The sequence below is a fragment of the Streptomyces fumanus genome (assembly GCF_014655295.1).
GTDB lineage: Bacteria > Actinomycetota > Actinomycetes > Streptomycetales > Streptomycetaceae > Streptomyces > Streptomyces fumanus.
Map to the genome: position 1 here is coordinate 30,213 of NZ_BNBI01000007.1, position 24,865 is coordinate 55,077.

Consider the following 24,865-nt stretch of genomic DNA (forward strand, 5'->3'; position numbering starts at 1 on the left):
CGGCCCCGACATTGACCGAGGGCACTGGTAGGTCGCTGTCGGCGCGCTGGTGGAGGACGACCGGCCGCGACCAGTGGGCCGCCAGGCGCAGGACGCACGATGCGCAAAGACGGAAGGCGACTCACATGTTGCTCACAAAATCGGACTGCCGGGAGGCGGAATGCACCGCACTTTGATCGTGGCGCGGATGAAACCCGAGGATGCCGACAAGGTCGCGGACCTGTTCCGCTGGTCGGACAGTACGGAGCTGCCACACCTGATCGGCGCGCGGCGGCGCACCCTCTTCCAGTTCCACGACTTGTACATGCACCTCGTGGAGGCCGATGAGGACCCCACGGCGAAGCTGTACGCGGCACGGGAGCACCCGCTCTTCCAGGAACTGCACGAAGCGCTGCTCCCGTTCATCACCGCGTACGACCCGCAGTGGTCCGAGCCCAAGCACGCCATGGCGCGGCCGTTCTACTCCTGGCAGGCCGGCTGATGGCCGCCGAGGCGCCGGCCGGCCGGCCGACGGGTACGGCGGAGCCGCGGGTGACCAAGGTCGCCGCGGCCGACGTCCCGTCGAGTCCCCGGCACGGCGGCGATCTGCGGATCGTGCTCGGTCCGGCGACGACGGGGGTGGCCAGCGGCTTCATGGGCACCGGGCTGCTGGCGGCCGGCGAGCGGATCAGGGAGCACTACCACCCGTACTCGGACGAGTTCATGTACGTGGTGCAGGGCGCGCTGGAGGTGACGACGGACGGCAAGGACGTACACCGGGTGACGGCCGGAGAAGGCATCCTCATCCCGCGCATGACCCGGCACAAGATGCTCAACGACGGCACCGTGCCGACGTTCGTCGTCTTCCATTCCTGCCCGCTCGCGCCCCGACCGGAGCTGGGGCACGTCGACACGGAGGAGGACGATCCCGATGAGACCTGAACGACGCGCCGTCATCACCGGCATGGGCGTCATCGCCCCGGGCGGCGTCGGCACCCGCGCCTTCTGGTCCGCGGTGACGGCGGGCCGCACGGCCACCCGCCGCATCACCCTGTTCGACCCGCGGCGATTCCGGTGCCGGATAGCCGCGGAGTGCGACTTCGACCCGGCCTCGCTGGGACTGACGCCGCAGGAGATACGCCGGATGGACCGGGCGGTGCAGATGGCCGTGGCCGCCACCGGGGAGGCACTCGCGGACGCGGGGGTCGGCGAGGGCGACCTGGACCCGGCGCGCACCGGCGTCACCATCGGCAACGCGGTCGGCAGCACGATGATGATGGAGGAGGAGTACGTCGTCATCAGCGACGGCGGCCGCAAGTGGCTCTGCGACCAGGAGTACGGCGTACGGCACCTGTACGGCGCGGTGATACCCAGCACCGCCGGCGTGGAGGTCGCCCGCCGGGTCGGCGCCGAGGGCCCGACGGCGGTGGTGTCGACCGGCTGCACCTCCGGGCTCGACGCGGTCGGCCATGCCGCGCAACTGATCGAGGAGGGGTCCGCGGACGTCGTGATCGGCGGTGCCACGGACGCCCCGATCTCGCCGATCACGGTGGCCTGTTTCGACTCGCTCAAGGCGACCTCGACCCGCAACGACGACGCCGCGCAGGCGTGCCGCCCCTTCGACCGCGAGCGGGACGGGCTGGTGCTGGGGGAGGGCTCCGCGGTCTTCGTGATGGAGACCAAGGAGCGGGCGGTACGACGCGGCGCGCGGATCTACTGCGAGGTGGCCGGCTACGCCGGACGCGCCAACGCCTATCACATGACCGGTCTGAAGCCGGATGGCCGGGAACTCGCCGAGGCCATCGACCGGGCGATCGAGCAGGCCGGCATCTCGGCCGAGGACATCGACTACGTCAACGCACACGGATCGGGCACCCGGCAGAACGACCGGCACGAGACAGCCGCCTTCAAGCGAAGTCTGAAGGACCACGCCCGCCGCGTACCGGTCAGCTCGATCAAGTCGATGGTGGGCCACTCCCTGGGCGCCATCGGCGCGATCGAGGTGGCCGCCTCCGCGCTCGCCATCGAGCACGGAGTGGTGCCGCCGACGGCGAACCTCACCACACCGGACCCCGAGTGCGATCTCGACTACGTCCCCCGCGAGGCGCGCGAGCACCCCACCGACGTGGTGCTCAGCGTCGGAAGCGGCTTCGGCGGCTTCCAGAGCGCGGTCGTACTGATCTCCCCGAGGAGCAAGCGATGACGGTGATCACCGGTCTGGGCGTGGTGGCGCCCACGGGCGTCGGCCTGGACGAGTACTGGGCCACCACGCTCGCGGGCAAGAGCGGCATCGACCGGATCCGCCGCTTCGACCCGTCCGGTTACACGACGCAACTCGCCGGTCAGGTCGACGACTTCGAGGCGGCCGACCATGTCCCGTCCAAGCTGCTCGCCCAGACCGACCGGATGACGCACTTCGCCTTCGCCGGGACGAACATGGCACTGGCCGACGCCGGGGTCGACCTGGCCGACTTCCCCGAGTACGAGCGGGCCGTGGTCACCGCGAACTCCTCGGGGGGCGTCGAGTACGGCCAGCACGAACTCCAGAAGATGTGGAGCGGCGGCCCCATGCGGGTGAGCGCCTACATGTCGGTGGCCTGGTTCTACGCCGCCACCACCGGGCAGCTCTCCATCCACCACGGTCTGCGCGGCCCCTGCGGATTGATCGCCACCGAGCAGGCCGGGGGACTGGACGCCATCGGGCACGCCCGGCGGCAACTGCGGCGCGGTGCCCGCATCGCCGTCACCGGTGGCACCGATGCGCCGCTCTCCCCCGCCTGCATGGTCGCGCAGTTGGCGACCGGGCTGCTCAGCCGGGTGGCGGACCCGACGGCCGCCTACCTGCCCTTCGACGAGCGTGCCGCGGGCTATGTGCCCGGCGAGGGCGGCGCCATCATGATCATGGAGCGGCGCGAGGACGCGGCTCGACGCGGTGCCGAACGCGTCTACGGCGAGATCGTCGGCTACGCGGCGACCTTCGACCCCGCCCCCGGTTCCGGACGCGGCCCGACCCTCGGCCGGGCGATCCGCCATGCCCTGGACGACGCCCGGATCGCCCCGGGCGACATCGACGTGGTCTTCGCGGACGGCTGCGGAACACCGGACCTGGACCGCGCGGAGGGCGAAGCGCTGACCGAGGTCTTCGGCCCGTACGGGGTGCCGGTCACCGTGCCGAAGACCGGGACGGGGCGGATGTACTCGGGCGGCGCGGCCCTCGATGTCGCGACCGCCCTGCTGGCCATGGGCGACAGCGTGGTGCCGCCCACCCCGCACGTCGACGTACTCGCCCTGGACTGCCCGCTGGATCTGGTCCGGACCGAGCCGAGGGAGCTGCCGATCCGCAACGCGCTGGTCTGCGCCCGGGGCGTGGGCGGCTTCAACGCGGCCGTGGTGCTGCGCGCCGCGGCCTGAACCCCTGGACGGACCCGTCCCGCACCACGGGCCCCGAGGAAGACCCGTGGTCACCCGAACCGACCCACCCGACGAGGGAGCGATCGTGAGCACACTGAGCGTGGAGAAGCTGATCGAGATCATGCGGGCCACCCAGGGCGAGTCCGCGGACACGTCGACCCTGACCGAGGAGGCCCTCGACACGCGGTTCACCGATCTGAGCGTCGACTCGCTGGCGGTCCTGGAAGTCGTCACCCAGATCCAGGACGAGTTCCAGGTGCGCGTACCGGACGCGGCCATGGAGGAGATGGAGACTCCTCGGCAGATCCTCGACTACGTCAACGGGCTGCTGGAAGAGGCGGCCTGAGGTGGCCGGCCGCACCGACAACTCCGTCGTCATCGACGCCCCCATGGACCTGGTCTGGGAGATGACCAACGATGTCTCCCGGTGGGCGGTGCTGTTCGCCGAGTACGCCGAGTCGGAAGTGCTCGCCGTCGAGCGCGACACCGTCCGGTTCCGGCTGACGACACAACCGGACGAAGACGGCACGCAGTGGAGCTGGGTCTCCGAGCGGACACTCGATCCCGAGAACCGTACGGTGACCGCGCGCCGACTCGACAACGGATTGTTCGAGTACATGAACATCCGCTGGGAGTACACGGAGGAACCGAACGGCGTCCGCATGCGGTGGATCCAGGAATTCACCATGAAGCCGTCCGCACCCGTGGACGACTCCGGTGCCGAGGACCACTTGAACCGGCAGACGGCCAAGGAAATGGCCCGCATCAAGAAACTGGTCGAAGAGGCGGCGCGGGCCCGCGCCGGCTCCGCCCTGGACGAAGGGAACGACAGCGTGGAGGGAAAGCCGGCGGCGAGCGGCGAGCGCGGACCGGTCTTCCGCGTGCTGCTGCGCGCCGAGATCGCCGAAGGCAAGGAGAAGGAGTTCGAGGACACGTGGCGGGAGATAGGAGAGGTCATCACCGGCCAGCCCGCCAACCTCGGCCAGTGGCTCATGCGCAGCCACGACGAGCCCGGCGTCTACTACATCATCAGCGACTGGACCGACGAAGAGCGTTTCCGCGCGTTCGAGCGCAGCGAGCAGCACGTCGGGCATCGGAGCAGGCTGCAGCCGTTCCGGACGAAGGGCTCCATGGTGACCACCGATGTCGTCGCCGAGATGACGAAAGCCGCGGACCGGTGAGCGCCGGCGCCGGGCGGGGCACGGTTCGTGTGGTCAACTTCCTCCGGGTGACTGAGCAGCAGGGCCCGGAGGCGGTGGAAAGACTGGTGCGGGCGTACCACGAATCCAGCAAGGCGCTGCAAGGTACGCCCGGCCTGCTGCGCAACGAACTGCTCCGCAGCCTCCACGAGCCGGAACGTTTCGCTGTGCTGAGCGAGTGGGAGGGCCGGGACGCGTTCACGGCGTGGGAACAGGGTGCCCGGCACAAGGGGCAGACGGCGCCGGTGCGCGAGTTCGCCGATTCCCGTCCGGCGCGGATGCCCTTCGTCGTCTACGACGTGGTCGACGCCTACTCGGAGTGAACCGCGGTTCCTCATGAGCCGTGGGCTTCAGTGCGGGATCAGGTGGCCCGGTCGGCGGTGATGTCCTGAAGGGAGTGCCCTGTTCCGCGGGGTGCTCCCTGTCGGTCGCGCCGCGAAGCCGGACCGCGGCGGTACAGGAACGTTCCCCTACGGAGGTATGACCAGCATGATGCCCATCACTTTCGTCGTCGGAACCGGCCGGAGCGGTTCAACCGTTCTCTCCCATATTCTCAATCTTCATCCGGACATCCTCAGCCTCAATGAACTCCTCGCGTCACTCGGCCCCTGGGCCATGCCGGAGAACCCGCTGACCGGCGAAGAATTCTGGAGGATCCTGGTCGGCCCGCACATGATCTACACCAAGCTGTTACGCAGCGGCATAGTGCCGCCGGAATTCCTTTATCCACAGCGCCCTGGACGCTATTCCGCCGAAACCGGAATCCCCGCCCTGTCCCTGATGGTGCTGCCGCACCTCACGGAGGATCCTGACGGCCTGCTGGACGAGCTCGAGCCGCAGGTGTCGTCGTGGCCCCACCGGCCGGTCGCGCAGCATTACCAGGACCTCTTCGCCCTGTTGGCAGCCCGGTTCGGCCGGCGCGTCGCGGTCGAACGATCCGGGTATTCGCTGCAATGGATCCCCGCCCTGCGCAAGGCATTCCCCTACGCCAAGTTCGTCCATCAGTTCCGGGACGGCCCGGACTGCGCCCTGTCCATGAGCCGTCATCCCGGTTACCGAGCGATGTCGTTCTTGCACGACATCCTTCAGCGGGTCGGCGTGTCCTCCCCGCAGGAGCTGACCCCGGAGCATCTCGTCAAACTGCCGCCGGAAATGGTCGAGATGCTGCTCAGTGAACGGTTCGACCCCGCTCTGGTGCTGGACCGCCAGGTGCCGTTGGCCCAGTTCGGCGATATGTGGTCGCAGTGGATCATCGAGGGAGTGGAGTACCTGTCGCAGGTGCCGGATGACGCGCGCACCACGCTCGCGTACGAGGACATGGTCCGGAATCCAAGGGCCGAACTCGTTCGGCTGGCCGAATTCATCGGCGTCGACCCCGACGACGAGTGGCTGGAAGCCGGTGAATCCCTGATCGAATCCTCCCGGGTCGGTGCCGCGCTGCGGTTGCCGCCGGAGCAACTGTCCGAGCTCCGGGACAGTTGCGCTCCGGGTATGCGGGCCCTGAGGACCGCGTAACGGGAGTTCTGGCCGTGCTCGACGCGTGCTGCGGCCATGTGCATGACAGGGTTGTGTTCCTGTGGATGCGCACTGTTCAAGATGGTGACCGGTCGCCTCCTTTGTCCGAATGCTGGAAGGTCGATCGTCCACGAATTGGATGCAGGTTTGAACTCTATTCCGGCCGACGTGTACCAGCCCGCATATGCCGTCGACAGTGACAGGAGAACTCAGCCGCTTGCCCCTGATAGTTTATTCTTCTGACATGCTCGTGAAATTCTCGACGCTTCGACTGTCGCTAGCCTCGACTCATCTTCAGGTCGAATACTCTCGTGCGGTGGTTGTGGAATCAATCACTCCGCCAGGTGGGAGTTGCTCGTCCCTCTAGGTCCTTCATCCGGAGGGGAGGCGGCGGCTGAGGCAGAGCTCTCAGTAGGGGGAAGCCATGGGGACGCACTTCGCAACCGACGTACTCTTCCGTGTGCTCGGTCCTCTGGAGGTGACCGACAGTAAAGAACGAGAACTCACGCCGAACGCGCCGAAGTTACGTCAGTTGATGGCCCTCTTACTGGTGTCCGACAATCGAGTCGTAGGTGTACACCAGATGATTGACGAGTTATGGGGAAGCCGGCCTCCCGCGAGCGCGCTCGCCACTCTCCACTCGTACATCTACAAGATCCGCAAAGGCGTCTTCGACGTGGTCGATGGAGGCCGGGTCTCGCTGCACACCAAACCGAACGGCTACCAGTTGGACATGCCGGCCGACGCCCTCGACGCGCACCGTTTCGACGAGCTGGTCGGCTTGGGCCAGAAGGCGCTCGACGGCGGCGATGCGCGGACCGCGGCCGGTGTGCTCGGGGACGCTCTGGCCTACTGGCGCGGCGCCCCGCTGGTGGACGTGGAAACCGGCCGTCAGCTCGGCGTCCAGATCGTGCGCTTCCAGGAACGCCGGATGCGCGCCATGGAGCTGCGGCTCGAGGCCGAGCTTCAGCTCGGCCGGCACCGCGAGTTGATCAGCGAGCTGAAGACGCTGTGCTCCACCCATACCCTCGACGAGGGGATGCACGCCAAGCTCATGATCGCGTTGTACCGCTCGGGCCGCCGCCACGAAGCCCTGGAGATGTACCAGACCTTCCGCCGGAACATGATCGACGAACTGGGCCTGGAGCCATCGCCCACGCTGGCCCGGCTGCACAACGCCGTGCTGGCGGCGGAACCCGAGTTGCACCTGGAGGCCGAGCCCTCACCCGAACTGGAACTGCGCCCGGCGGGGACCGTATTGGACGGCATCGACACCGTGGCCCGGCGCACCGCGGTCGCCGACGACGGAGACGATGAGCTGCCGGAGGCCGCCGGCACCCGAATGGCGGACGCGTTCGGAACGTATGCGAACGGTCCGGCGCTGCCGGTTCCGTCCGTGCCGACTCCCGCTCAACTCCCGCCCGACATAGCCGATTTCTCCGGACGCAAGGAAGTGCTCGCCCGGTTGGAGAGACACCTCACCGAGTACCGTTCACCGTCCGCCCCGTTGTCCGTCGCGTGGATCACCGGCATGCCGGGCGTCGGCAAGACGACCCTGGCCACCCGGCTCGCGCACCGCGTGCGCGACCAGTTCCCCGACGGTCAGCTCTTCGTCGATCTGCGCGGCGACAGCACCCAACCGCTGCATCCCCGCACCGTGCTGCGCCGTTTCCTCACCGCGCTCGGTGAGCAGCGCTCCGCTCTCCCCGACGACATCGACGAGGCTGGCGAGCTGTTCCGCAGCCGCTGCGCCTCCCGGTCGCTGCTCCTCTTCCTCGACTGCGCCGTGGCCGCGTCCCAGGTCAAGCCGCTGCTGCCGGGCAGCGGGGACTGCGCGGTGATCGTCACCAGCCTTGCGCATGGACTGGCAGGCTCCGAGCTGGCACTCCTCTACCCGTTCCCCGACGACGAGGCCCACCAGTTCCTCACCTCCATCATCGGACTGGAACGGGCCTCGGAGGACCCGCTCGCGGTCGACCGGATCATCCAGCTCTGCGGAGGACTTCCGCTCGCGCTCCGCGCGGTCGGCACCCGGCTGCGCCGACTGCCGGACTGGTCGCTCGGCCGGTTCGCCGAGCGGCTCGCGGATCCCCGCCGCCGGCTGGAGGAGTGCAGCCTCCCCGGTCTCGACCTGCGCGCCTCCTACCAGGCAGGATTCTGGCGGCTGGAGGAGCGCGACCGGCTGGCCGTACAACTGCTGGCGGCGTGGTCCGACGGTTCCTTCACCGCGGAGCAGGCCGCGGCTCAGCTCGGCTGCGACCTGATGACCGCCGAGGGCTTGCTCGCCCGCCTCGCCGAGCGGCATCTGCTCCAGACCATCAGCAGCAAGGACGGCCCGCTGGGCTATTTCGTCCACGAACTGGCCCGGGCCTACGCGCTGCAACGGCTGGCCGGGAACTGACCGCGGCCGGTGGCCATGCCGGGAACACGACGTGCGAGACGCGGAAGACGCAAGGGTGGGACGGGGGCCGTGCCGCAGCCATGCGTTCCGTCGGCGCGACACGGCCGTGTGCATCAGATTCCCCCGTCCACGTTGACCGTCTGCCCCGTCAGGTAGGACGACAGATCGCTCGCCAGGAAGAGGGCGACGCCGGCGATCTCCTCCGTCGCGCCCAGCCGTCCGAGCGCCGTCATCGCGCTGTAGCGGGCGACGAGTTGTGCGCGCCGCTCGGCAGGGATCTGCTGGGTGTCGTCACTGTCGATCACCCCGGGAGCTATCACGTTGATCCGCACCCCCCGGCCGCCCAGCTCCTTCGCGGCCGAGCGGGCGAACCCCTCCAAGCCGGCCTTCGCCGCGGTGTAGTGACTCCGCAGGGGAATGCCGTGGGCCGCGGCGCGCGACCCGATCAGGATGACGGAGGACCGTTCGCCGTAGAGCGGAAGCGTCTTCTGCACCACCGTGAAGGCCGCGGTCAGGCTGGTGTCCAGCACCCGGTGCCACTCGGCCGGCTCCAGCTCGGGCAGCGGGACGTGGCTGATCACGCCGGCGTTGTGCACGACGATGTCCAGCGACCCGTACCGGTTCCTCGCCTCCTCCACCAGGCGATCGACGTCACCCGGGTCGTTGACATCGGCCTGCAGCAGATGGTGGTCACCGTCGATCTTCTTCAGTTCGGTGGCCAACTGGTCCGCCTGTGCGCTCGCGTTCTGGTGGCAGGCCAGGACGCCGGCACCCGACCGGGCGAGGGCCAGCGCGATGGCCCGCCCGATGCCCCGACTGCCGCCCGTGACGAGCGCGTGCTTGCCGGTGAGGGTCAGATTCATACAAGGCACTCCGAGTTCGCGTGTGAGCGTGGCTGGTTACCGTGGGATACTTCCGGAACCCGCTGGTCAGAGGCTGGTGGGCGGGGCACCAGCGGACCGCCAGCGAACCTCGGTAGGGGGCGCGGTCGCACGCCCGGGGAGATCAGGGGAGCAGCACGACCTGGCCGGCGTGCACCAGCCCCGAGCCGAATCCGATGAGCAGCGCCGCCTCCCCGGACCTGGCCTCGCCCGAGGCGAGCATGCGTTCCATCGCCATCGGGATCGAGGCACCGGAGGTGTTCCCGCTGTCGACGATGTCCCGGGCGACGGCCACGTCCTCGCGCAGTCCGAGGTCCTTGGCGAGGGCGTCGGTGATCAGCTCGTTCGCCTGATGCGGTATGAAGGCGGACAGTTCGTCAGGGGTGAGGCCGGCGCGGGCGACGGCGTCACGCGCCGCCCGGCCCATCGTCTCGGTGGCCCACCGGAAGACCTTCCAGCCCGTCATGCACAGGTACGGCCACGGCAGCTCGGCCTTCTGACGGAGTTCAGGGGTCCACCGTCCGGTCATGGTGATGGCATCCATCCGCTCGCCGTCCGCGCCCCAGGCCACCGGGCCGATGCCCGGCGTCTCGGAGGCGCCGATGACCACCGCGCCGGCGCCGTCCGCGAAGAGGAAGGCGGTGGCCGGATCGTCCGGGTCCACCACGTCCGTCATCCGGTCCGCCCCGATCAGCAGCACATTGCGGGCCGTACCGGACCGGACCATGGTGTCCGCGATCGCGACGCCGTGACAGAACCCCGCACAGGCCGCCGACATGTCGAAGGCCGCGGCCCGGTCCGCGCCGAGCCGGTGCGCCACGTCCACCGCGAGCGCGGGCATCTGGAGGAGATGGCTGATGGTGGCGACCAGGACGCAGTCCACGTCGTCGGCCGACATCCCCGCCGAGGCCAGGGCCTGCTCCGCGGCGGTGGCCGCCATCGCCGCGAGCGGCTCGTCCGGTCCGGCGAACCGCCGGGTGCGGATACCCGACCGGCGCGCGATCCATTCGGGTGCGACCCCGATCCGGGGGGCTATCTCCTCGTTGGTGACGACGCGCGCGGGCCGGTACGCTCCGACGCCGCGGATACGGCTGCCACCGACGGGAGCCGATTGCGACAACGACAACTGGGACGACATCTGCGCTCCTCCGGTACGGGTCCACCTGCGACGTGATGCTCGCAGCGCCGCATCGCGGCCCGCTGGCGTGCATCGGACGGCCGTCACCAGCAGCGGAACGAGCCGTTCACCACCGATCCCCCAGCGGGCCCCGCCGCTGACGGTCCGGGCGGACCGGCCCGCCGTCAGTTCGCCGAGAGATCCGGGGCGTTCGTCTGCGCGGGGGGTGAGGACGGGGGAGACGGGGTCGTGCCCGCCGGTTCGACGGCCAGGTGCGGCAGACGCTTGTCGAGCCGGCCGGGCAGCCACCAGTTGGCGGTGCCCAGGACCCGCATCACCGCGGGTACCAGCATCGTGCGGATGACGAAGGCGTCCAGTGCCACAGCCGCCGCCAGACCCACCCCGAACTCGGAGATTATCCGCTCGTCGCGGAAGACGAAGGCCGAGAACACGCAGATCATGATGAGCGCCGCCGCGTTGATGACCCTGCTCGTGTTCGTCAGCCCGACGGTCACCGCCTTGCGGTTGTCGTGGGAGCTCACCCACTCCTCGTGCATCCGGCTCACCAGGAACACCTGGTAGTCCATCGACAGCCCGAACAGCACCGCGAGCATGACCGTCGGCAGGAACGCCTCGACCGGTCCGGCCCCGCCGACTCCGAGGGGCCCGGAGAGCCAGCCCCACTGGAAGAGCGCCACCAGCACACCGAAGGAGGCCGCCGCGGCTAGCAGATTCATCACCGCGGCGGTCAGCGGAATGACCAGACTGCGGAAGGCGACGAGCAGCAGCAGGAAACCGAGCGCCACCACGATCAGGACGAACCACGGCAGCTTGCCGAGCATGACGGTGGCGAAGTCGTCGAACGTCGCGGTCTGCCCGCCCACGTAGACCCGCATCGTCGTGCCGCGCTCAGCGGCCGGGATCGTCGTGTCGCGCAGCCGCGAGATGAGATCGGAGGTCGCTTCGTCCTGCGGGGCGGTCTTCGGAATCGCCTGCACCACGGCCGTCCTGGCACCCGGCCGTGCGGGCAGGGCCACGACCGAGGCGACATCCGGGTCGTTCCGTACGGTGTCGGCGAGTCGCCGCAGGGCCGCCGCGTCGCCCTCGCCGTCGACTTCGGCGACCAGTTGCAGCGGCCCGTTGAAACCCGGTCCGAAACCGTCCGCCAGCATGTCGTACGCCTGGCGGGTGGTGTTCGACTCGGGACGGTTGCCCTGGTCGGAGATGCCGAGCCGGAGCGAGAAGAACGGGACGGTCAGGACGGCGAGGAAGACGACGGCGGCGGTCAGCAGCCCGCCCGGGCGGCGCTGGACGAACGCCGCCCAGCGGACCGCCAGTCCGCGCGGCTCCTCCTCACCCGAGCCCTCCGCGGCCAGTTGCCGCCGCTCCCGGCGGCTGAGCACCCGCGGTCCGCACCATCCGAGCAGCGCCGGCATGAACGTCACCGACGCGGCCATGGTGAGCACCACCACCGTGGTGGTGGCGATCGCCACGCCGGTGAGGAACTCCAGTCGCAGCGCGAGCAGTCCGAGCAGCGCGATACAGACCGTGCCGCCGGCGAAGAGCACCGCGCGGCCCGAGGTGTTCAAGGCCCGCACGGCGGCCTCTTCCGGATCGAGGCCCGCCTTCAGCCCCTGCCGGTGGCGGGTGATGATGAACAGGGCGTAGTCGATCCCCACGCCGAGGCCGATCAGCGTCGAGAGGGTGGCGGCCAGTTCCGGCACATCGGCGGCGTGCGACAGCAGCTCGATCGCCATGACGCCGGTGCCGACGCTGAACACCGCGCTGATCAGCGGCAGCAGCATCGCGAGCAGCGATCCGAAGGCGAGGTAGAGCACGATCGCGGCGGCCACCAGACCCACGACTTCCGCGATGTTGCCCGCCTGCCCCTCCTCGGTCTTCTCCGTGACGGGCCCCGACACCTCGACCCGTACCCCGTCCGTACGGGCCTCCTTCGCCAGGTCGACCACGCGGGCGGCCTCGTCCACCGACAGTTCCTGCGCCGTCTTGGTGTACGTGATCCTGGCGTAGGCGGTACGGCCGTCGCGGCTGATCTGACTGGCGCCCGCCGCGGAGTACGGGCTGGTCACCGAGCCGACCGTGTCGAGCCGGCTGATCCTGCCGAGTGACGCCGACAGCCGGTCGCGTACCGCGGCGTCCCGGACGCTTCCGTCGGTCACGCGCCAGACGACGGTGTCCATGTCACCGGCTCGTTCGGGAAAAGCGGACTCGACGAGGTCCTGTGCCTTGTCCGACTCGGTGTCGGGGACGGTGAACACGTTCGCGTAAGCGGCGCCGGCGGCCTGGCCGGCCACGGCGATCCCGCCCAACGCCAGCACCCACAGCAGGAGAACCAGGAGGCGGTGCCGGAAGCACCAGCGAGACAGCGAGGCCATGTCTCTCCAAGGAATCAATCGATCGATCGATTAATACCTGCGAAGGTAGCATGCCCGGCAGAGCCCAGGTGACGACACGACCGATGTGCGACACCTCCCGAGCCCCAGAACGGGAGTTGGAAGACCGATGGCCCGGATCGCCGGAAGTACCGCCCACGTCACCCGGCAGCGGATCCTCGACGCCGCGACCACGCTGTTCGCCGAGCACGGCTACGCCGGAACCTCGATGCGCGACCTCGCGCAACACCTCGGAATGAGCAGTTCGGCGCTCTACTACCACTTCCCGGCCAAGGAAGAGCTGCTTTCGGCTCTGGTGGGCCCGGTGCTGGAGGCCCTGGACCGGTTCGCCGAGCAGGCCGAGGGCGCCAGGCTCGGCCAGGAGGAGCTGGTCCGCGGCATCATCTCCGTGCTGGACGACAGCGGTCGCACGCTGCAGGCCATCGCCGCCGAGCCCACCGCGCTGCGCGTGATGGTCGACCGTCACGGCCTCGGCCGCCGGCTCGGCCGGCTCGACCGGCTCGTCGCCGGCGGTGACGACCCGGCGATGAGACTGCGCAGCAGATGCGCGCTCGGCGCGGTGCGGGCGGGCATCATGTCGATGCACGCCATGCGGCAGCGCTCCGGCGCCGCGGCCGACCTGCTCTCCGGGCCGGACACGACACCTCCCTCGCCCCGGCTCGCCGACGCCGAGCGCGAGCTGCTCGTATCGGTGGCGTTGGCCGTGCTCAACGCGCCCCTGCCGAGCGGCTTCGAGGCGACAGCGGAACGGAGCTGATCCGTCCGTAGGCGAGGGCCGTCGATCACGCCCGGAGCGGCACGGCAGCCCGAGGGCGATGGCTCCTGGATCCCGCCGCCCCACCACGCAACCACCGGTCTCCCAGCGATGCACTGGCGGGCGCTCCTTTCATGGAGGCCCAGCCCCATGCGGCCGCACATGATGGCGAAAGACAGCCCCCTGATCCGCTGAGACCGTGGAGAGCCATGCCCCGTCGCCTGTTCACCTCGGAGTCCGTGACCGAAGGCCACCCCGACAAGATCGCTGACCAGATCAGTGACACCGTCCTCGACGCGCTGCTGCGGGAGGACCCCTCGTCGCGGGTCGCCGTCGAGACACTGATCACGACCGGCCTCGTGCAGGTGGCCGGAGAGGTCACCACCACGGCGTACGCGGACATCGCGTCCCTGGTCCGCGGCAAGATCCTGGAGATCGGCTACGACTCCTCCAAGAAGGGCTTCGACGGCGCCTCCTGCGGCGTGTCGGTGGCGATCGGCGCCCAGTCACCGGACATCGCGCAGGGCGTCGACACGGCGTACGAGACCCGGGTCGAGGGCGACGAGGACGAGCTGGACCAGCAGGGCGCCGGCGACCAGGGCCTGATGTTCGGTTACGCGACGGACGAGACACCGACGCTGATGCCGCTGCCGATCTTCCTCGCGCACCGCCTGTCGCAAAGGCTGTCGGACGTCCGCAAGAACGGCACCATCCCCTACCTGCGCCCGGACGGCAAGACGCAGGTCACCATCGAGTACAACGGCGACAAGGCGGTCCGTCTGGACACGGTCGTCGTCTCCTCCCAGCACGCCTCCGACATCGACCTGGACTCGCTGCTGGCCCCCGACATCCGCGCGTCCGTGGTGGAGCCGGCGCTGAAGGCCCTGCTCGACGAGGGCATCAAGCTGGACACCGAGGGCTACCGCCTGCTGGTCAACCCCACCGGCCGCTTCGAGATCGGCGGCCCGATGGGCGACGCCGGCCTCACCGGCCGCAAGATCATCATCGATACGTACGGCGGCATGGCCCGGCACGGCGGCGGCGCCTTCTCCGGCAAGGACCCCTCCAAGGTGGACCGTTCGGCGGCGTACGCGATGCGCTGGGTCGCCAAGAACGTCGTTGCCGCGGGGCTCGCCTCGCGCTGCGAGGTGCAGGTGGCGTACGCGATCGGCAAGGCCGAGCCGGTCGGCCTCTTCGTGGAGACCTTCGGCACCCACAAGGTCGGGACGGAGAAGATCGAGCAGGCCATCGACGAGGTCTTCGACCTCCGCCCGGCCGCCATCATCCGCGACCTGGACCTGCTCCGCCCGATCTACGCCCGGACCGCGGCCTACGGCCACTTCGGCCGCGAGCTGCCGGACTTCACCTGGGAACGCACCGACCGCACCGACCGGCTCCGGACAGTGGCCGGACTCTGACCCCGTCCCCCTTCGACAGGAGCACCGACGTGCGTATCGCGGTGACCGGATCCATCGCCACGGACCATCTCATGGTCTTCCCCGGCCGGTTCGCGGACCAGTCGCTCCACGACCGGATCGCCAACCTTTTGGCTGTTCACGAACGAGTACGAGGCCGCCCTGCTGCTGGAACGCACCGGCCGTGGGCGGGAGGAGGTCCTTACCGAGGTGGGCACCTGGGTCACCCGCTCGGTGAGCGCGGGGTACGCCTCGCCCGCGCCGGCCTTCCGGACCTCGACGTCCCGGCCCTCCCGGACGCCCTCCTGGCCGACGTGCGCTCGGCCTAGGGCGCCGACGCGGCACGGCAGCTCGCACCGGTGCTGCAGACGCGTCAGGACGGCCTCGCGCGGGGCTGAGGAGGCCGTCCTCCCTCAAGGCCCCCGGGTCGGCCGTCGGGACCGCCATGACGACGCCGCCTCCGCCCCGCCCACACCCTCCGTGGGACGGAAACCCCTTGGTCCCCGTCCCCGCCTCAGTGGACGTTCGCGGTGATGTTGATGCGTTCGATCTTGACCCCGTCCGGGAAGCTGGGCCAGGTGTACGTCGTCCACTTGGCGATCGGTACCGCGGGCTGCCACCGCCCGTCCCCGTACCACTGCATCATGTTGTTCCCGGTCTCGATCTTGGTGACCCAGAGGCTGCCGGAAGTGTCGAGGGTGACCTGGCCCGCGTTGGCGTAGCACCGGTCGAACCAGCCGCCACCGCTGTAGTGCAGTTGGAGTTTCAGGAATTCGGACCCGCAGGGCACCTCGTTGATCGCGGCGGCGTTCGTCGCCCCGAGGCTGAGCGACGTCAGCAGGGCGGCGGACGACAGCCCGGCCAGCACGGCCCGTCGTGCGATGCGCTTCATGGGAACTCCCCCTTCTCGGAAGACGGGGCGGAGCCGTCGGCCGGCCCCCGCCCCGCGCTGTGCACGACAGCGACAACGGTGTGAGCGGGGAAACGGTTCAGCCCCCACGGCTCCGCAGGCCGGTCGGCGGCCCCGGCACAGGTGTACGCCCGCGCGCCCCCACCCGGCGTACGGGCGAGCTTCACACGGGCGCCATCCGGCCCTTCCCTGCCGTTCCGTGCCCCTGGAACACTCCTTGCGCGCGTCCCGGCACGATCACCGGCCGCCGAACAACCCCCCAGGCGAGAGGCCAGTTCCCATGCCCGAAGTCAACCGGCGACGATTCCTCCAGCTCGCGGGCGCCACCGCGGGCTTCAGTGCCCTGTCGGCGAGCATCGAGCGGGCCGCCGCGCTCCCCGCCAACCACCGCACCGGGTCGATCGAGGATGTCGAGCACATCGTCGTCCTCATGCAGGAGAACCGTTCCTTCGACCATTACTTCGGCGCGCTGCGCGGCGTCCGCGGCTTCGGCGACCCGCGGCCGGTCACCCTGGACAGCGGCAAGTCCGTCTGGCACCAGACCAAGGCCGACGGCACCGAGGTGCTGCCCTTCCACCCGGACGCCGACGACCTCGGCATGCAGTTCCTGGAGGGCCTGCCGCACAGTTGGCCCGACGGGCAGCAGGCGTACCGCGGCGGCAAGTACGACCGGTGGGTGCCCGCCAAGGGCACCACCACCATGGCGTACCTGACCCGCGAGGACATCCCCTTCCACTACGCCCTCGCCGACGCGTTCACCGTGTGCGACGCCTACCACTGTTCGTTCATCGGCTCCACCGACCCCAACCGCTACTACATGTGGTCGGGCCACACCGGCAACGACGGCAAGGGCGGCGGCCCGGTCCTCGGCAACGACGAACTCGGCTACGACTGGACGACGTACCCCGAGCGCCTGGAGCGGGCCGGGATCACCTGGAAGGTCTACCAGGACATCGGCGACGGCCTCGACGCCGAGGGCTCCTGGGGCTGGATCCCCGACGCCTACCGCGGCAACTACGGCGACAACTCCCTGCTGTACTTCAACAAGTACCGCAATGCCCGGCCGGGCGACCCCTGGTACGACAAGGCCCGCACCGGCACCGACGTCAAGAACGGCGACGGCTACTTCGACCTGCTGCGCGCCGACGTGAAGGCCGGCAGGCTGCCGCAGGTGTCCTGGATCGCCGCGCCCGAGGCGTTCTCCGAGCACTCCAACTGGCCGTCCAACTACGGCGCCTGGTACATCGCCCAGGTCCTGGACGCGCTCACCTCCAACCCCAAGGTGTGGGCGAAGACGGCCCTGTTCATCACCTACGACGAGAACGACGGCTTCTTCGACCACGTCGTACCGCCGCTGCCGCCCACCTCCGAGGCGCGGGGCCGCTCCACGGTCGACGTCTCCCTCGACGTCTTCCCGGGCAGCTCCCGCTACGCCGCCGGCCCCTACGGACTGGGCCCGCGGGTGCCGATGCTGGTCGTCTCGCCCTGGAGCAAGGGCGGTTACGTCTGCTCCGAGACCTTCGACCACACCTCGATCGTGCGCTTCATGGAACGCCGCTTCGGGGTGCGCGAACCGCAGATCTCCCCGTGGCGGCGGGCCATCTGCGGCGACCTGACCTCGGCCTTCGACTTCTCGCGCAAGGACAGCTCACCGGCCCGGCTGCCCGGCACCGGTGAGTACGCGCCGCAGGACCGCGACCGCCACCCCGACTACCGCCCGACGCCCCCGGCCGACCCGGACATGCCCCGGCAGGAGCGCGGCCTGCGCCCCGCCCGGCCGCTGCGGTACGCGCCGCTGGTCGACGGCTCGGCGGACCCGGCGACCGGCGAACTGACGCTCACCTTCGCCTCCGGCGCCCAGGCCGGCGCCGCGTTCCTCGTCACCTCCGGCAACCGCACGGACGGGCCCTGGACGTACACCACCGAGGCGGGCAAGCGGATCTCGGACACCTGGAACGCGGCGCACTCCGGCGGCGTCCACGACCTCACCGTGCACGGCCCGAACGGCTTCCTGCGCGCCTTCCGCGCCGCCGCCGGCACCACCGCGCCCGAGGTCACCGCGCGGCACGTGCGCGACGACATCGAGCTGACCTTCACCCACCGCGGCTCCCGCACGGTCCGCCTCCGCCTCGCCGACGCGTACGGCGGCCGGCGCCGGACCATCACCGTGCGCCCCGGCGCCACCGTCCGCCACACCGTCGACCTCACGGCGAGCCACCGCTGGTACGACCTGACGGTCACCTCCGAGACCGACCCGACCTTCCTGCGGCGCTTCGCCGGCCATGTGGAGAACGGGCGGCCGGGGGTGAGCGACCCGGCGATCGTCACGGACTGACGACGGGGCGCTACAGCGCGGTGAGCCGCCCCGGCTCCGGTTGCCTGGGCGGCTGCTGCCTCGGAAGGGGGAGCGGGGCGGCGACGGCGGTCGACGCGGGCGCCGGGACCGGCGCGGGCGTGGGGCCCGGCAGGACGACGCGGTGCGGTGCGGTGACCGGCGACTGGTCCGGTGCCGGGGGCGGCGGGGGCGTCGTGGTGCCGGGCGGGGACTGCGGCGTCACGGCGTCGAACACGGACTGCGGCGTCGCGGTGCCGGGTGGGGACTGCGGCGTCACGGCGTCGAACACGGACTGCGGCGTCGCGGTGCCGGGCTGGGACTCGGGCGCGGCCCGCGGGGTCGCCCGGGTCAGCAGGAGTACGCCCCAGGCGGCCAGCGCCGCGCCGGTCAGGGCGAGCAGGACACCGGCCGCGCCGCCGCGGAGGCGTTCGCCGAGGAGGGCGACGCCGATCACCGCGGCGGCCACCGGGTTGGCCAGCGTCACCACCGCCAGCGGCGCGCCGAGGCCGCCCCGGTACGCCGTCTGCGACAGCAGCAGCCCGCCGACCGCGAAGGCCGCCACCAGCACCGCCACCCCGACGACCTGGACACTGAGCAGTGGACCCGAACGGTCGGTCGCGGCCACCGTCACCGTCTGGGTGAGCGCCGAGGCGACCCCGGAGGCGACGCCGGACGCGGTGGCGTGCCGCAGCCCCGGCCGCGCCCCGGGCCGGGACAGCGTGCCGATCAGCACCGCCGTCACCCCGGACACCGCCAGCGCCTCCGGCCCGCTCAGCACGTCGTCGGGGGCCGGACCGGAGGCCGTGAGCAGTAGCGCGCCCAGCCCGAGCAGGGTCAGTCCGGTGCCCCGCCACTCCACCGAGCCGACCCGGCGGCCCGCGAGCCGCGCCCCCAGGGGCACCGCCGCCACCAGGGTCAGCGCGCCCAGCGGCTGCACCACGGTGAGCGGGCCGTACTTCAGGGCCACCACGTGCAGCAGCGCGGCCGACGCGTTCAGCGTCACCGACCACCACCAGGCGCCGCCGGCCAGCAGCTTCGCCAGGCCGGTGCCCGGACGCCGGGCGGCCAGCCGTTCCTGGGCGACGGCCGCGGCGGCGTAGGCGACGGCGGAGACCAGCGACAGGACCACGGCGACCAGGGCGGCGCTCATCGGCCCGCCCCCACCAGGCGGCGCCGCTCGGCCGGCCGCGGCTCGCGCGCCCAGCGGGGCGGTCCGGGCGGCGGCGCCGTGGCCCGGGCGCGGCGCGGCACCCGTATCAGCGCCAGCGCGAGGCCGAGCAGCGCGGAGGCCACGAGGACGTCCAGCCAGTAGTGGTTCGCGGTGCCGACGATCACCAGCAGGGTCAGCAGCGGATGCAGCAGCCACAGCCAGCGCCAGCGGGAGCGGGTGGCGGCGATCAGGCCGATCGCCACCATCAGGGCCCAGCCGAAGTGCAGCGACGGCATCGCGGCGAACTGGTTCGACAGCGAGTCCGTGCGCGGCGGCCCGTACACCGACGGCCCGTACACCCGCGCGGTGTCCACCAGCCCGGTCGCGCCCAGCATCCGGGGCGGCGCGAGCGGGAAGGCCAGGTGCAGCACCAGCGCCGCGCCGGTCACCGCGGCCAGTACCCGCCGGGACCACACGTAGTGCACGGGCCGGCGCAGATAGAGCCAGACGAGGAAGCCGGCGGTGGCCGGGAAGTGCACGGTGGCGTAGTACGTGTTCGCCACGTGCACCAGCACGTCACCGTGGAGCAGCAGGGACTGGACCGCGCCCTCCCCGGGCAGGTGCAGCCACCGCTCCAGGTGCCACACGTGCCGGGCGTTGCCGAACGCCTCCGCGGTGTGGCCGGTCGCGAGCTGCCGCCCGAACTTGTAGACGAGGAAGAGTCCCGCTACGAGCAGGAGTTCTCGGACCAGTGGCGGACGGGCCGGTGCGTCCGGCTCCGTTTCCGCTTCTGCAGGCTCGGTGCGGGCATTCATCCCCCGGCCCCTTCGCTGACGGTGGTGCGTGCGGTGATCTGACTCATCGATACGATTTCGTTCCGATACGTCAGTGTACCGATACGCCCGGGTACCGGTACACTGGCGTATCGATGGCTGATGACACACTTGACCCACGGGGGGAGTTACGGGCTTGACCGCCGCATCCGGATCCGAGCGAGGGGCAGCACCGATGACGACGCCGCGGGCCGCGGACGACCGGCCGGAGCCGGCCGGGGCCTCGCGCCGCTCCAAGCTGACGCCCGAGCGTGAGCAGGAGTTCTTCGACGCGGTCGTCGAGCAGATCCGCGAGTGCGGCTACGACGCCGTGACGATGGAGGGCATCGCCGCCAGCACCCGGTGCAGCAAGTCCACGCTCTACCGGCAGTGGAAGACCAAGCCGCAGTTCGTGGCGGCGGCCCTGCGCTCACGCCGGCAGGTACGCTTCGCGGGCATCGACACCGGTTCGCTCGCCGAGGACCTGCGGCAGGCGGCCCGGGCGGCGGGGGAGTGGTCCGGCAAGGACAGCCGGCTGCTCCAGGCGCTCGGCCACGCGGTCGTCCAGGACCCGGAGCTGAAGCTGGCGCTGCACGAGGCGATCGTGGAACCGGAGATCGCCTCGCTGCGGGAGATCCTGCGGCGCGGCGTCGAGCGGGGCGAGGTCCCCGCCGACCACCCGGCGCTGGAGTACGTACCGGCCCAGATGTTCGGCGTCCTGCGGGTCAGGCCGGTGATCGAGGGCGAGTACGCCGACGGTGACTACCTGGTCCGCTTCGTGGAGGCCGTGGTGCTGCCCGCCCTGGGCCTCACCTAAGACGCAGGCCGCCGTCCATGGGATGACTGGACGGTGACCTGTCCGCGCCGCACCGTGGGGACGGGGGCGGCGCGCACCCCCCGGCCGGGTGGGCCACCCCTTGAGCGGAGGGGCGGCCCACCCGGCCGGCACACGAAGCACCCCAGGCGCAGGGGGCACAACCGTCGATCCTCCGCCGCCGGAGCGGAGTAGCGTTCTGAGTCTCCAGGTCAGAACGGAGCCCAGCATGACCGAGCCCGCAGACACGGCCCGGCCCCACCCGGGAGCCCACCTCAAGGAACTGCGCCTCACGGCCGGCCTCACGCAGGAGCACCTCGCCGAACGAGCAGGTCTCAGCCTTGGCGTGGTGAAGAAGATCGAGAGGGGCGGGGTCGCACGCCTCGACACCTATCACGCGCTCGCGCGTGCCCTCGGCGTCCGTACGAGCGCCCTGTTCGAATCGGGCGCCCCGCACGCCACCACGCGCCGGGACGACGACAACCTCGACCTGATGCCGCTTCGGCAGGCCATCGCACCACCGGTCACCTTCTCCGGGCGCCTCACCTGCCCCGTCGGCACGGAGCCCGATCTGGAGCGGCTCCGCTCCACCGCCGCCGAGGTCGGCACGGCCTACCACCGCGACCAGTACGGCTACGTGGCCCGGGTCCTCCCCGACCTGGTCCACGCCACCCACGCCGCGGTCGCTCATTTCGACAACGGTACGGAGCATGCCGAGGCCCTCCGTATCCGGTCCGACGTGCTCCAGATGGCCGGCCGCTACCTCACGCAGGTCCGGGCCTACGACCTCGCGCACACAGCGCTGCGGGACGCGATCGCCGACGCCGTGCAGGTGGGCGACATGGAGGGCGTCGCGGCGGCCGTGTACCAGCAGGGCTGGCTGCTGATGCGTCAGGGGCGCCTGGACGAGGCCGAGCAGGTGAGCATCGCGACGGCGGATGCGGTGGAACCGCGTATCTCCCGGGCGACGCGGCACACGCTGGGGGCGTGGGGGAAGCTCTTGATCCACGGCAGCGCGGCGGCCGCGCGGAACAACCGTCCGGCGGAGGCGCGGGAGATCCTGCGGCTCGGCCGTACGGCGGGTGCCGCGCTGGGAACCGGGCAGGCGGTGGCGGTGTCGTCGTGGGGGCGGTTCGACTGGCGTACGGTCGCGTTCCAGGGGATCGAGAACCAGTTGGTGGCCGACCGCCCGGACCGGGTGCTGCGTCTGTCGGAGCGCCTGCCGGTCGCTTCGGGCAGGCAAGGACGCCTGTTCATGCGGCGACATCTGCTGGATGTGGCCCAGGCGCATCTGCTGACGAGGTCGCCCGACGAGGCCACGGGGATCCTGTGGTCGTTGATGCGGGAGACCCCGGAGTGGCTGAGGCATCAGCGGATGGCGGCGGACACGTTCCATGACGCGTTACGGAAGAGCAAGCGGCGACGGATCACCTCGCGGGAACGGGAGCTGGCCGCCTTCTTCGGCACTCACTGACGGCTACGTTCCGTGTCCGTCGCCGAGCGCGAAGGGGCGCGACGGTCACGGAACGTGCCTGTTCCGAGCTGGTCGGAGACCCTACGGTCGCGTGTGTGAGACACAGCACACCCGCCGTGGAGGCACCCGTCATGCCGAGCACACCCGAGGACCGCGACTTCCCGGCCGCACAGCGAGTCGAGGCAGAACCGGGCGCCCTCGCGCACACCACCGCCGACCGGCAACTCACCGTCGAGGCGTGGCTGCTGTCCACCCACCCCTCACCCCGGCACGCCCGCACCGAGTGGATCCGCCACGGAGTCGCCCTGTTCCCCCTCGGCGACCTGTTCTCCGCGATCCGCCTTCCCGGCCGGCTCGTCCAGGCCCTCGCCGCCAGCACCGACCCGACGGACGCCGACGCCTTCCTCGCCGACGCCCTCGACGGCAGCCCGGTGATCTGCGACATGCACGGCCCCCGCTACTACGTCCTCGTCCCGGCAAGCGTCCCGCGCACCTGGCACGACGCCGCCGACGACTGGCGCAAGGACGACGTCGAATGCCTCGGCCGCAACGCCTACCTGGGGGTCCCGCACCCGTCCGCGACCCGGTTCCCGGAGCACGGCATCGCCTCGTACTGGTCCGTGCCGATGGCCTCCGTCGGCGAGCTGTGCGCGCCGCTGACGGTGGCGCGTCTGATCGCGGCAGGCGTGCACGTACTGGCGGATCAGGAGACGGCGTGGCCGATGGACGCACCGCTGGTGCCGCGCGCGGCTCGTGACCGTCGTTGAAGCCACCGGGGCCGTCTCACGGTCGTCGGCCCCGGTGGTGTCCCTAGGGCAGGAGTTACACGTCCTGTCCGCTGCCGGTGCCGGCCGACGACTTCTTGATGCCGTTGGTGATCTCGTCGATGACGGACTGCTTCTCGCCCACGTCGACGCCGAACCGGACGACCACGATCCGGTCGGGGTTGGCGGGGGAGGGGAAGGCGAGCGACTCGACGTAACCGTCGGCGCCCTTGCTGGTGACGGCCTTCCAGCGGACCTGGTAGCCCTTCTGCCCGGCGACGGTGACCGCCTTGGAGGACAGCACCTCGTGGGAGGTGATCGAACCGTAGCTCTTGCCGCCGTAGGACTCCTCGGCGTTCGCCGCGATGTCCGCCTTCGCGACCTCCTCGGCGGTGTCGCCCTTGGTGCCCAGCACCATCGCGGGTGCCGAGTAGGCGCCGCCCTTGGTGCAGGTGGCGGAGGTGTCGCCGGGGCACTTGTAGCTCTGCTTCGACGAGAGCTGGGCGCCGACGGTGAGTTCCTGGCCGTACCAGCCGTCCGGCACCGGCAGGCTGATGCCGCTGACGGCGTCCGGCACGGAACCGCTCTCGATCTTCGGCGGCTCCGACTGCCGGGGGCCGGGCGACTGCCCGTCCTGGCCGCCGTTCCCACCGCCGCCGTTCCCGCCGCCTCCGTTGCCCCCGCCTCCGTTGCCGCCGAACGGGTTCTCCGGCCCGCCCCCGCCGCCGCCGGGGCCGCCCTGGGTCTGCTGCGGCGAGGCGGCCCGGTCGTTGCCCGAGCCGTCGCCGTCGTCGTTGGCCACCACGGTCACCCCGACGCCCACGCCCGCCAGCACGACGGCCGCCACGGCCACGGCTATTCCGGTCCGCACCCCCCGCCGCTTCTTCGCGGGCGGCTGGGCCGGGTAGCCCGGGTAGGCGCCGTAGCCCGGGTAGACCGGCGGCTGTCCCGCCGTGCCGCCGCTGGGGTACGGCTCGAAGTACCCGGGCTGCGACGGCTGCTGGCCCGGGGCGGCCGGGGATTGCCCGGGGGCGGCCGGTGGCTGGCCGTAGGGAAGCGCCGGAGGCGGCTGCGGGGAGGCCCACGACTGCGCGGGCGGCGCGCCCGCGCCCGCGCCCGCGTCCGGTCCGGGCGCTCGCCCGTCCGGTGCGGCGGAGGCGCCGTCCGTACCCGCGGACCCGTCCGTACCCGCGGACCTGTCCGTACCTGCGGACCCGTCGGTACCTGCGGACCTGTCCGTACCCGCGGACCCGTCTGCACCCGAGGCCCCACCCCCACCGGCGGCGCCAGCCGAAGGCATCGCGCCGTCCGAAGGCGCCGCCTCGCCCGTGTCCCCCGCCGCCGTCGCCGTCGGCGGAGTCCCCGCAGGGCGGACCCGGTCCGTCCACGCCCTGCCGTCCCACCAGCGCTCGGTGGCGGGACCGTCACTTTTCTGCCCGGGGTCCGGGTACCACCCGGGAGGAGTCTCCTGCGTCATGTCCCCACCGTATGAGGCGTCGGTGAAAGCCGTATGAGAGGGA

22 protein-coding genes and 2 pseudogenes are annotated in these 24,865 nt (G+C 71.0%); 16 read left to right on the top strand and 8 right to left on the bottom strand.

All coding sequences use genetic code 11. From position 1 onward, the window contains the following. The first annotated feature begins 160 nt into the window (after positions 1–160). From IE316_RS16575 to IE316_RS16615, 9 genes are all read left to right on the top strand, one after another. The gene (locus IE316_RS16575; RefSeq protein ID WP_190205130.1) at positions 161–481 is read left to right on the top strand and encodes a TcmI family type II polyketide cyclase; all 321 of its coding nucleotides are present in this window, start codon (positions 161–163) and stop codon (positions 479–481) included. A gap of 50 nt (positions 482–531) precedes the next feature. Next, positions 532–921, top strand: coding sequence for a cupin domain-containing protein (locus IE316_RS16580; RefSeq protein WP_229910415.1), 390 nt, complete (start codon positions 532–534; stop codon positions 919–921). Further along, the gene (locus tag IE316_RS16585; RefSeq protein WP_190205132.1) at positions 911–2,182 is read left to right on the top strand and encodes a beta-ketoacyl-[acyl-carrier-protein] synthase family protein; all 1,272 of its coding nucleotides are present in this window, start codon (positions 911–913) and stop codon (positions 2,180–2,182) included. The genes IE316_RS16580 and IE316_RS16585 overlap by 11 nt, the downstream gene beginning before the upstream one ends. Next, a complete protein-coding gene (locus IE316_RS16590; protein ID WP_190205133.1) occupies positions 2,179–3,390 on the top strand; it encodes a ketosynthase chain-length factor in 1,212 nt (403 codons plus the stop codon). Before IE316_RS16585 ends, IE316_RS16590 begins: the two co-directional genes overlap by 4 nt. An 85-nt stretch (positions 3,391–3,475) precedes the next feature. Further along, positions 3,476–3,736: an acyl carrier protein gene (locus tag IE316_RS16595; protein ID WP_229910416.1), complete on the top strand. Its 261-nt coding sequence runs from the start codon at positions 3,476–3,478 to the stop codon at positions 3,734–3,736. Between the two features lies 1 nt (position 3,737). Beyond that, positions 3,738–4,571, top strand: a complete 834-nt coding sequence (locus IE316_RS36095) for an SRPBCC family protein (protein WP_190205134.1) — start codon at positions 3,738–3,740, stop codon at positions 4,569–4,571. Positions 4,572–4,600: 29 nt separating this feature from the next. After that, positions 4,601–4,912, top strand: a complete 312-nt coding sequence (locus IE316_RS16605) for an antibiotic biosynthesis monooxygenase family protein (protein WP_268257643.1) — start codon at positions 4,601–4,603, stop codon at positions 4,910–4,912. Between the two features lie 157 nt (positions 4,913–5,069). Next, positions 5,070–6,104 (top strand): sulfotransferase family protein, encoded by a 1,035-nt coding sequence (locus tag IE316_RS16610; RefSeq protein WP_229910418.1) that lies wholly within the window; start codon positions 5,070–5,072, stop codon positions 6,102–6,104. Positions 6,105–6,687: 583 nt separating this feature from the next. Continuing rightward, on the top strand, positions 6,688–8,505 hold the full coding sequence (locus IE316_RS16615; protein ID WP_351056919.1) for an AfsR/SARP family transcriptional regulator: 1,818 nt from the start codon (positions 6,688–6,690) through the stop codon (positions 8,503–8,505). Positions 8,506–8,618: 113 nt separating this feature from the next. Here IE316_RS16615 and IE316_RS16620 read toward each other — a convergent pair whose 3' ends face one another. The 3 genes from IE316_RS16620 to IE316_RS16630 form a co-directional block, all read right to left on the bottom strand. Then, on the bottom strand, positions 8,619–9,368 hold the full coding sequence (locus IE316_RS16620; protein WP_190205137.1) for an SDR family oxidoreductase: 750 nt from the start codon (positions 9,366–9,368) through the stop codon (positions 8,619–8,621). Between the two features lie 142 nt (positions 9,369–9,510). Further along, complete coding sequence (locus IE316_RS16625; RefSeq protein ID WP_190205138.1) at positions 9,511–10,524, bottom strand: beta-ketoacyl-ACP synthase 3; 1,014 nt, start codon at positions 10,522–10,524, stop codon at positions 9,511–9,513. Positions 10,525–10,688: 164 nt separating this feature from the next. Continuing rightward, positions 10,689–12,899 carry an MMPL family transporter gene (locus tag IE316_RS16630; protein WP_190205139.1) on the bottom strand — a complete coding sequence of 737 codons (2,211 nt, stop codon included), beginning with the start codon at positions 12,897–12,899 and terminating at the stop codon, positions 10,689–10,691. 127 nt (positions 12,900–13,026) lie between these two features. Here IE316_RS16630 and IE316_RS16635 point away from each other — a divergent pair, with 127 nt between their 5' ends. The 3 genes and pseudogenes from IE316_RS16635 to IE316_RS36250 form a co-directional block, all read left to right on the top strand. Next, positions 13,027–13,674: a TetR/AcrR family transcriptional regulator gene (locus tag IE316_RS16635; RefSeq protein ID WP_190205140.1), complete on the top strand. Its 648-nt coding sequence runs from the start codon at positions 13,027–13,029 to the stop codon at positions 13,672–13,674. Positions 13,675–13,880: 206 nt separating this feature from the next. Further along, complete coding sequence (gene metK / locus IE316_RS16640) at positions 13,881–15,089, top strand: methionine adenosyltransferase (RefSeq protein WP_190205141.1); 1,209 nt, start codon at positions 13,881–13,883, stop codon at positions 15,087–15,089. Between the two features lie 29 nt (positions 15,090–15,118). Continuing rightward, positions 15,119–15,217 (top strand): annotated as a pseudogene (locus IE316_RS36250) (carbohydrate kinase family protein); the annotation flags it as partial. Positions 15,218–15,600: 383 nt separating this feature from the next. Here IE316_RS36250 and IE316_RS16645 read toward each other — a convergent pair. Then, on the bottom strand, positions 15,601–15,978 hold the full coding sequence (locus IE316_RS16645; protein ID WP_190205142.1) for a beta/gamma crystallin domain-containing protein: 378 nt from the start codon (positions 15,976–15,978) through the stop codon (positions 15,601–15,603). A 298-nt stretch (positions 15,979–16,276) separates the two neighbouring features. Here IE316_RS16645 and IE316_RS16650 point away from each other — a divergent pair, with 298 nt between their 5' ends. Then, positions 16,277–18,331 (top strand): phosphocholine-specific phospholipase C, encoded by a 2,055-nt coding sequence (locus IE316_RS16650; protein WP_190205143.1) that lies wholly within the window; start codon positions 16,277–16,279, stop codon positions 18,329–18,331. 10 nt (positions 18,332–18,341) lie between these two features. Here IE316_RS16650 and IE316_RS16655 read toward each other — a convergent pair whose 3' ends face one another. Beyond that, positions 18,342–19,481, bottom strand: a complete 1,140-nt coding sequence (locus tag IE316_RS16655; RefSeq protein WP_229910420.1) for a DMT family protein — start codon at positions 19,479–19,481, stop codon at positions 18,342–18,344. Then, positions 19,478–20,296: a phosphatase PAP2 family protein gene (locus IE316_RS16660; protein ID WP_190205144.1), complete on the bottom strand. Its 819-nt coding sequence runs from the start codon at positions 20,294–20,296 to the stop codon at positions 19,478–19,480. Before IE316_RS16660 ends, IE316_RS16655 begins: the two co-directional genes overlap by 4 nt. Positions 20,297–20,489: 193 nt before the next feature. On the opposite strand from IE316_RS16660, the gene IE316_RS16665 reads away from it, so the two are divergent. From IE316_RS16665 to IE316_RS16675, 3 genes are all read left to right on the top strand, one after another. Then, the gene (locus IE316_RS16665) at positions 20,490–21,110 is read left to right on the top strand and encodes a TetR/AcrR family transcriptional regulator (protein ID WP_190205145.1); all 621 of its coding nucleotides are present in this window, start codon (positions 20,490–20,492) and stop codon (positions 21,108–21,110) included. 226 nt (positions 21,111–21,336) lie between these two features. Continuing rightward, the gene (locus IE316_RS16670; RefSeq protein WP_190205146.1) at positions 21,337–22,581 is read left to right on the top strand and encodes a helix-turn-helix domain-containing protein; all 1,245 of its coding nucleotides are present in this window, start codon (positions 21,337–21,339) and stop codon (positions 22,579–22,581) included. A gap of 131 nt (positions 22,582–22,712) precedes the next feature. Further along, complete coding sequence (locus IE316_RS16675) at positions 22,713–23,348, top strand: hypothetical protein (protein WP_190205147.1); 636 nt, start codon at positions 22,713–22,715, stop codon at positions 23,346–23,348. Positions 23,349–23,403: 55 nt separating this feature from the next. On the opposite strand, the gene IE316_RS16680 is transcribed toward IE316_RS16675, so the two are convergent. Both IE316_RS16680 and IE316_RS16685 read right to left on the bottom strand, forming a co-directional pair. After that, entirely contained in the window at positions 23,404–24,645 is a 1,242-nt protein-coding gene (locus IE316_RS16680) for a hypothetical protein (protein WP_373311230.1), read from the bottom strand. A gap of 60 nt (positions 24,646–24,705) precedes the next feature. Continuing rightward, positions 24,706–24,822, bottom strand: a pseudogene (locus IE316_RS16685) (DUF2510 domain-containing protein); the annotation flags it as partial. Positions 24,823–24,865: the final 43 nt, after the last annotated feature.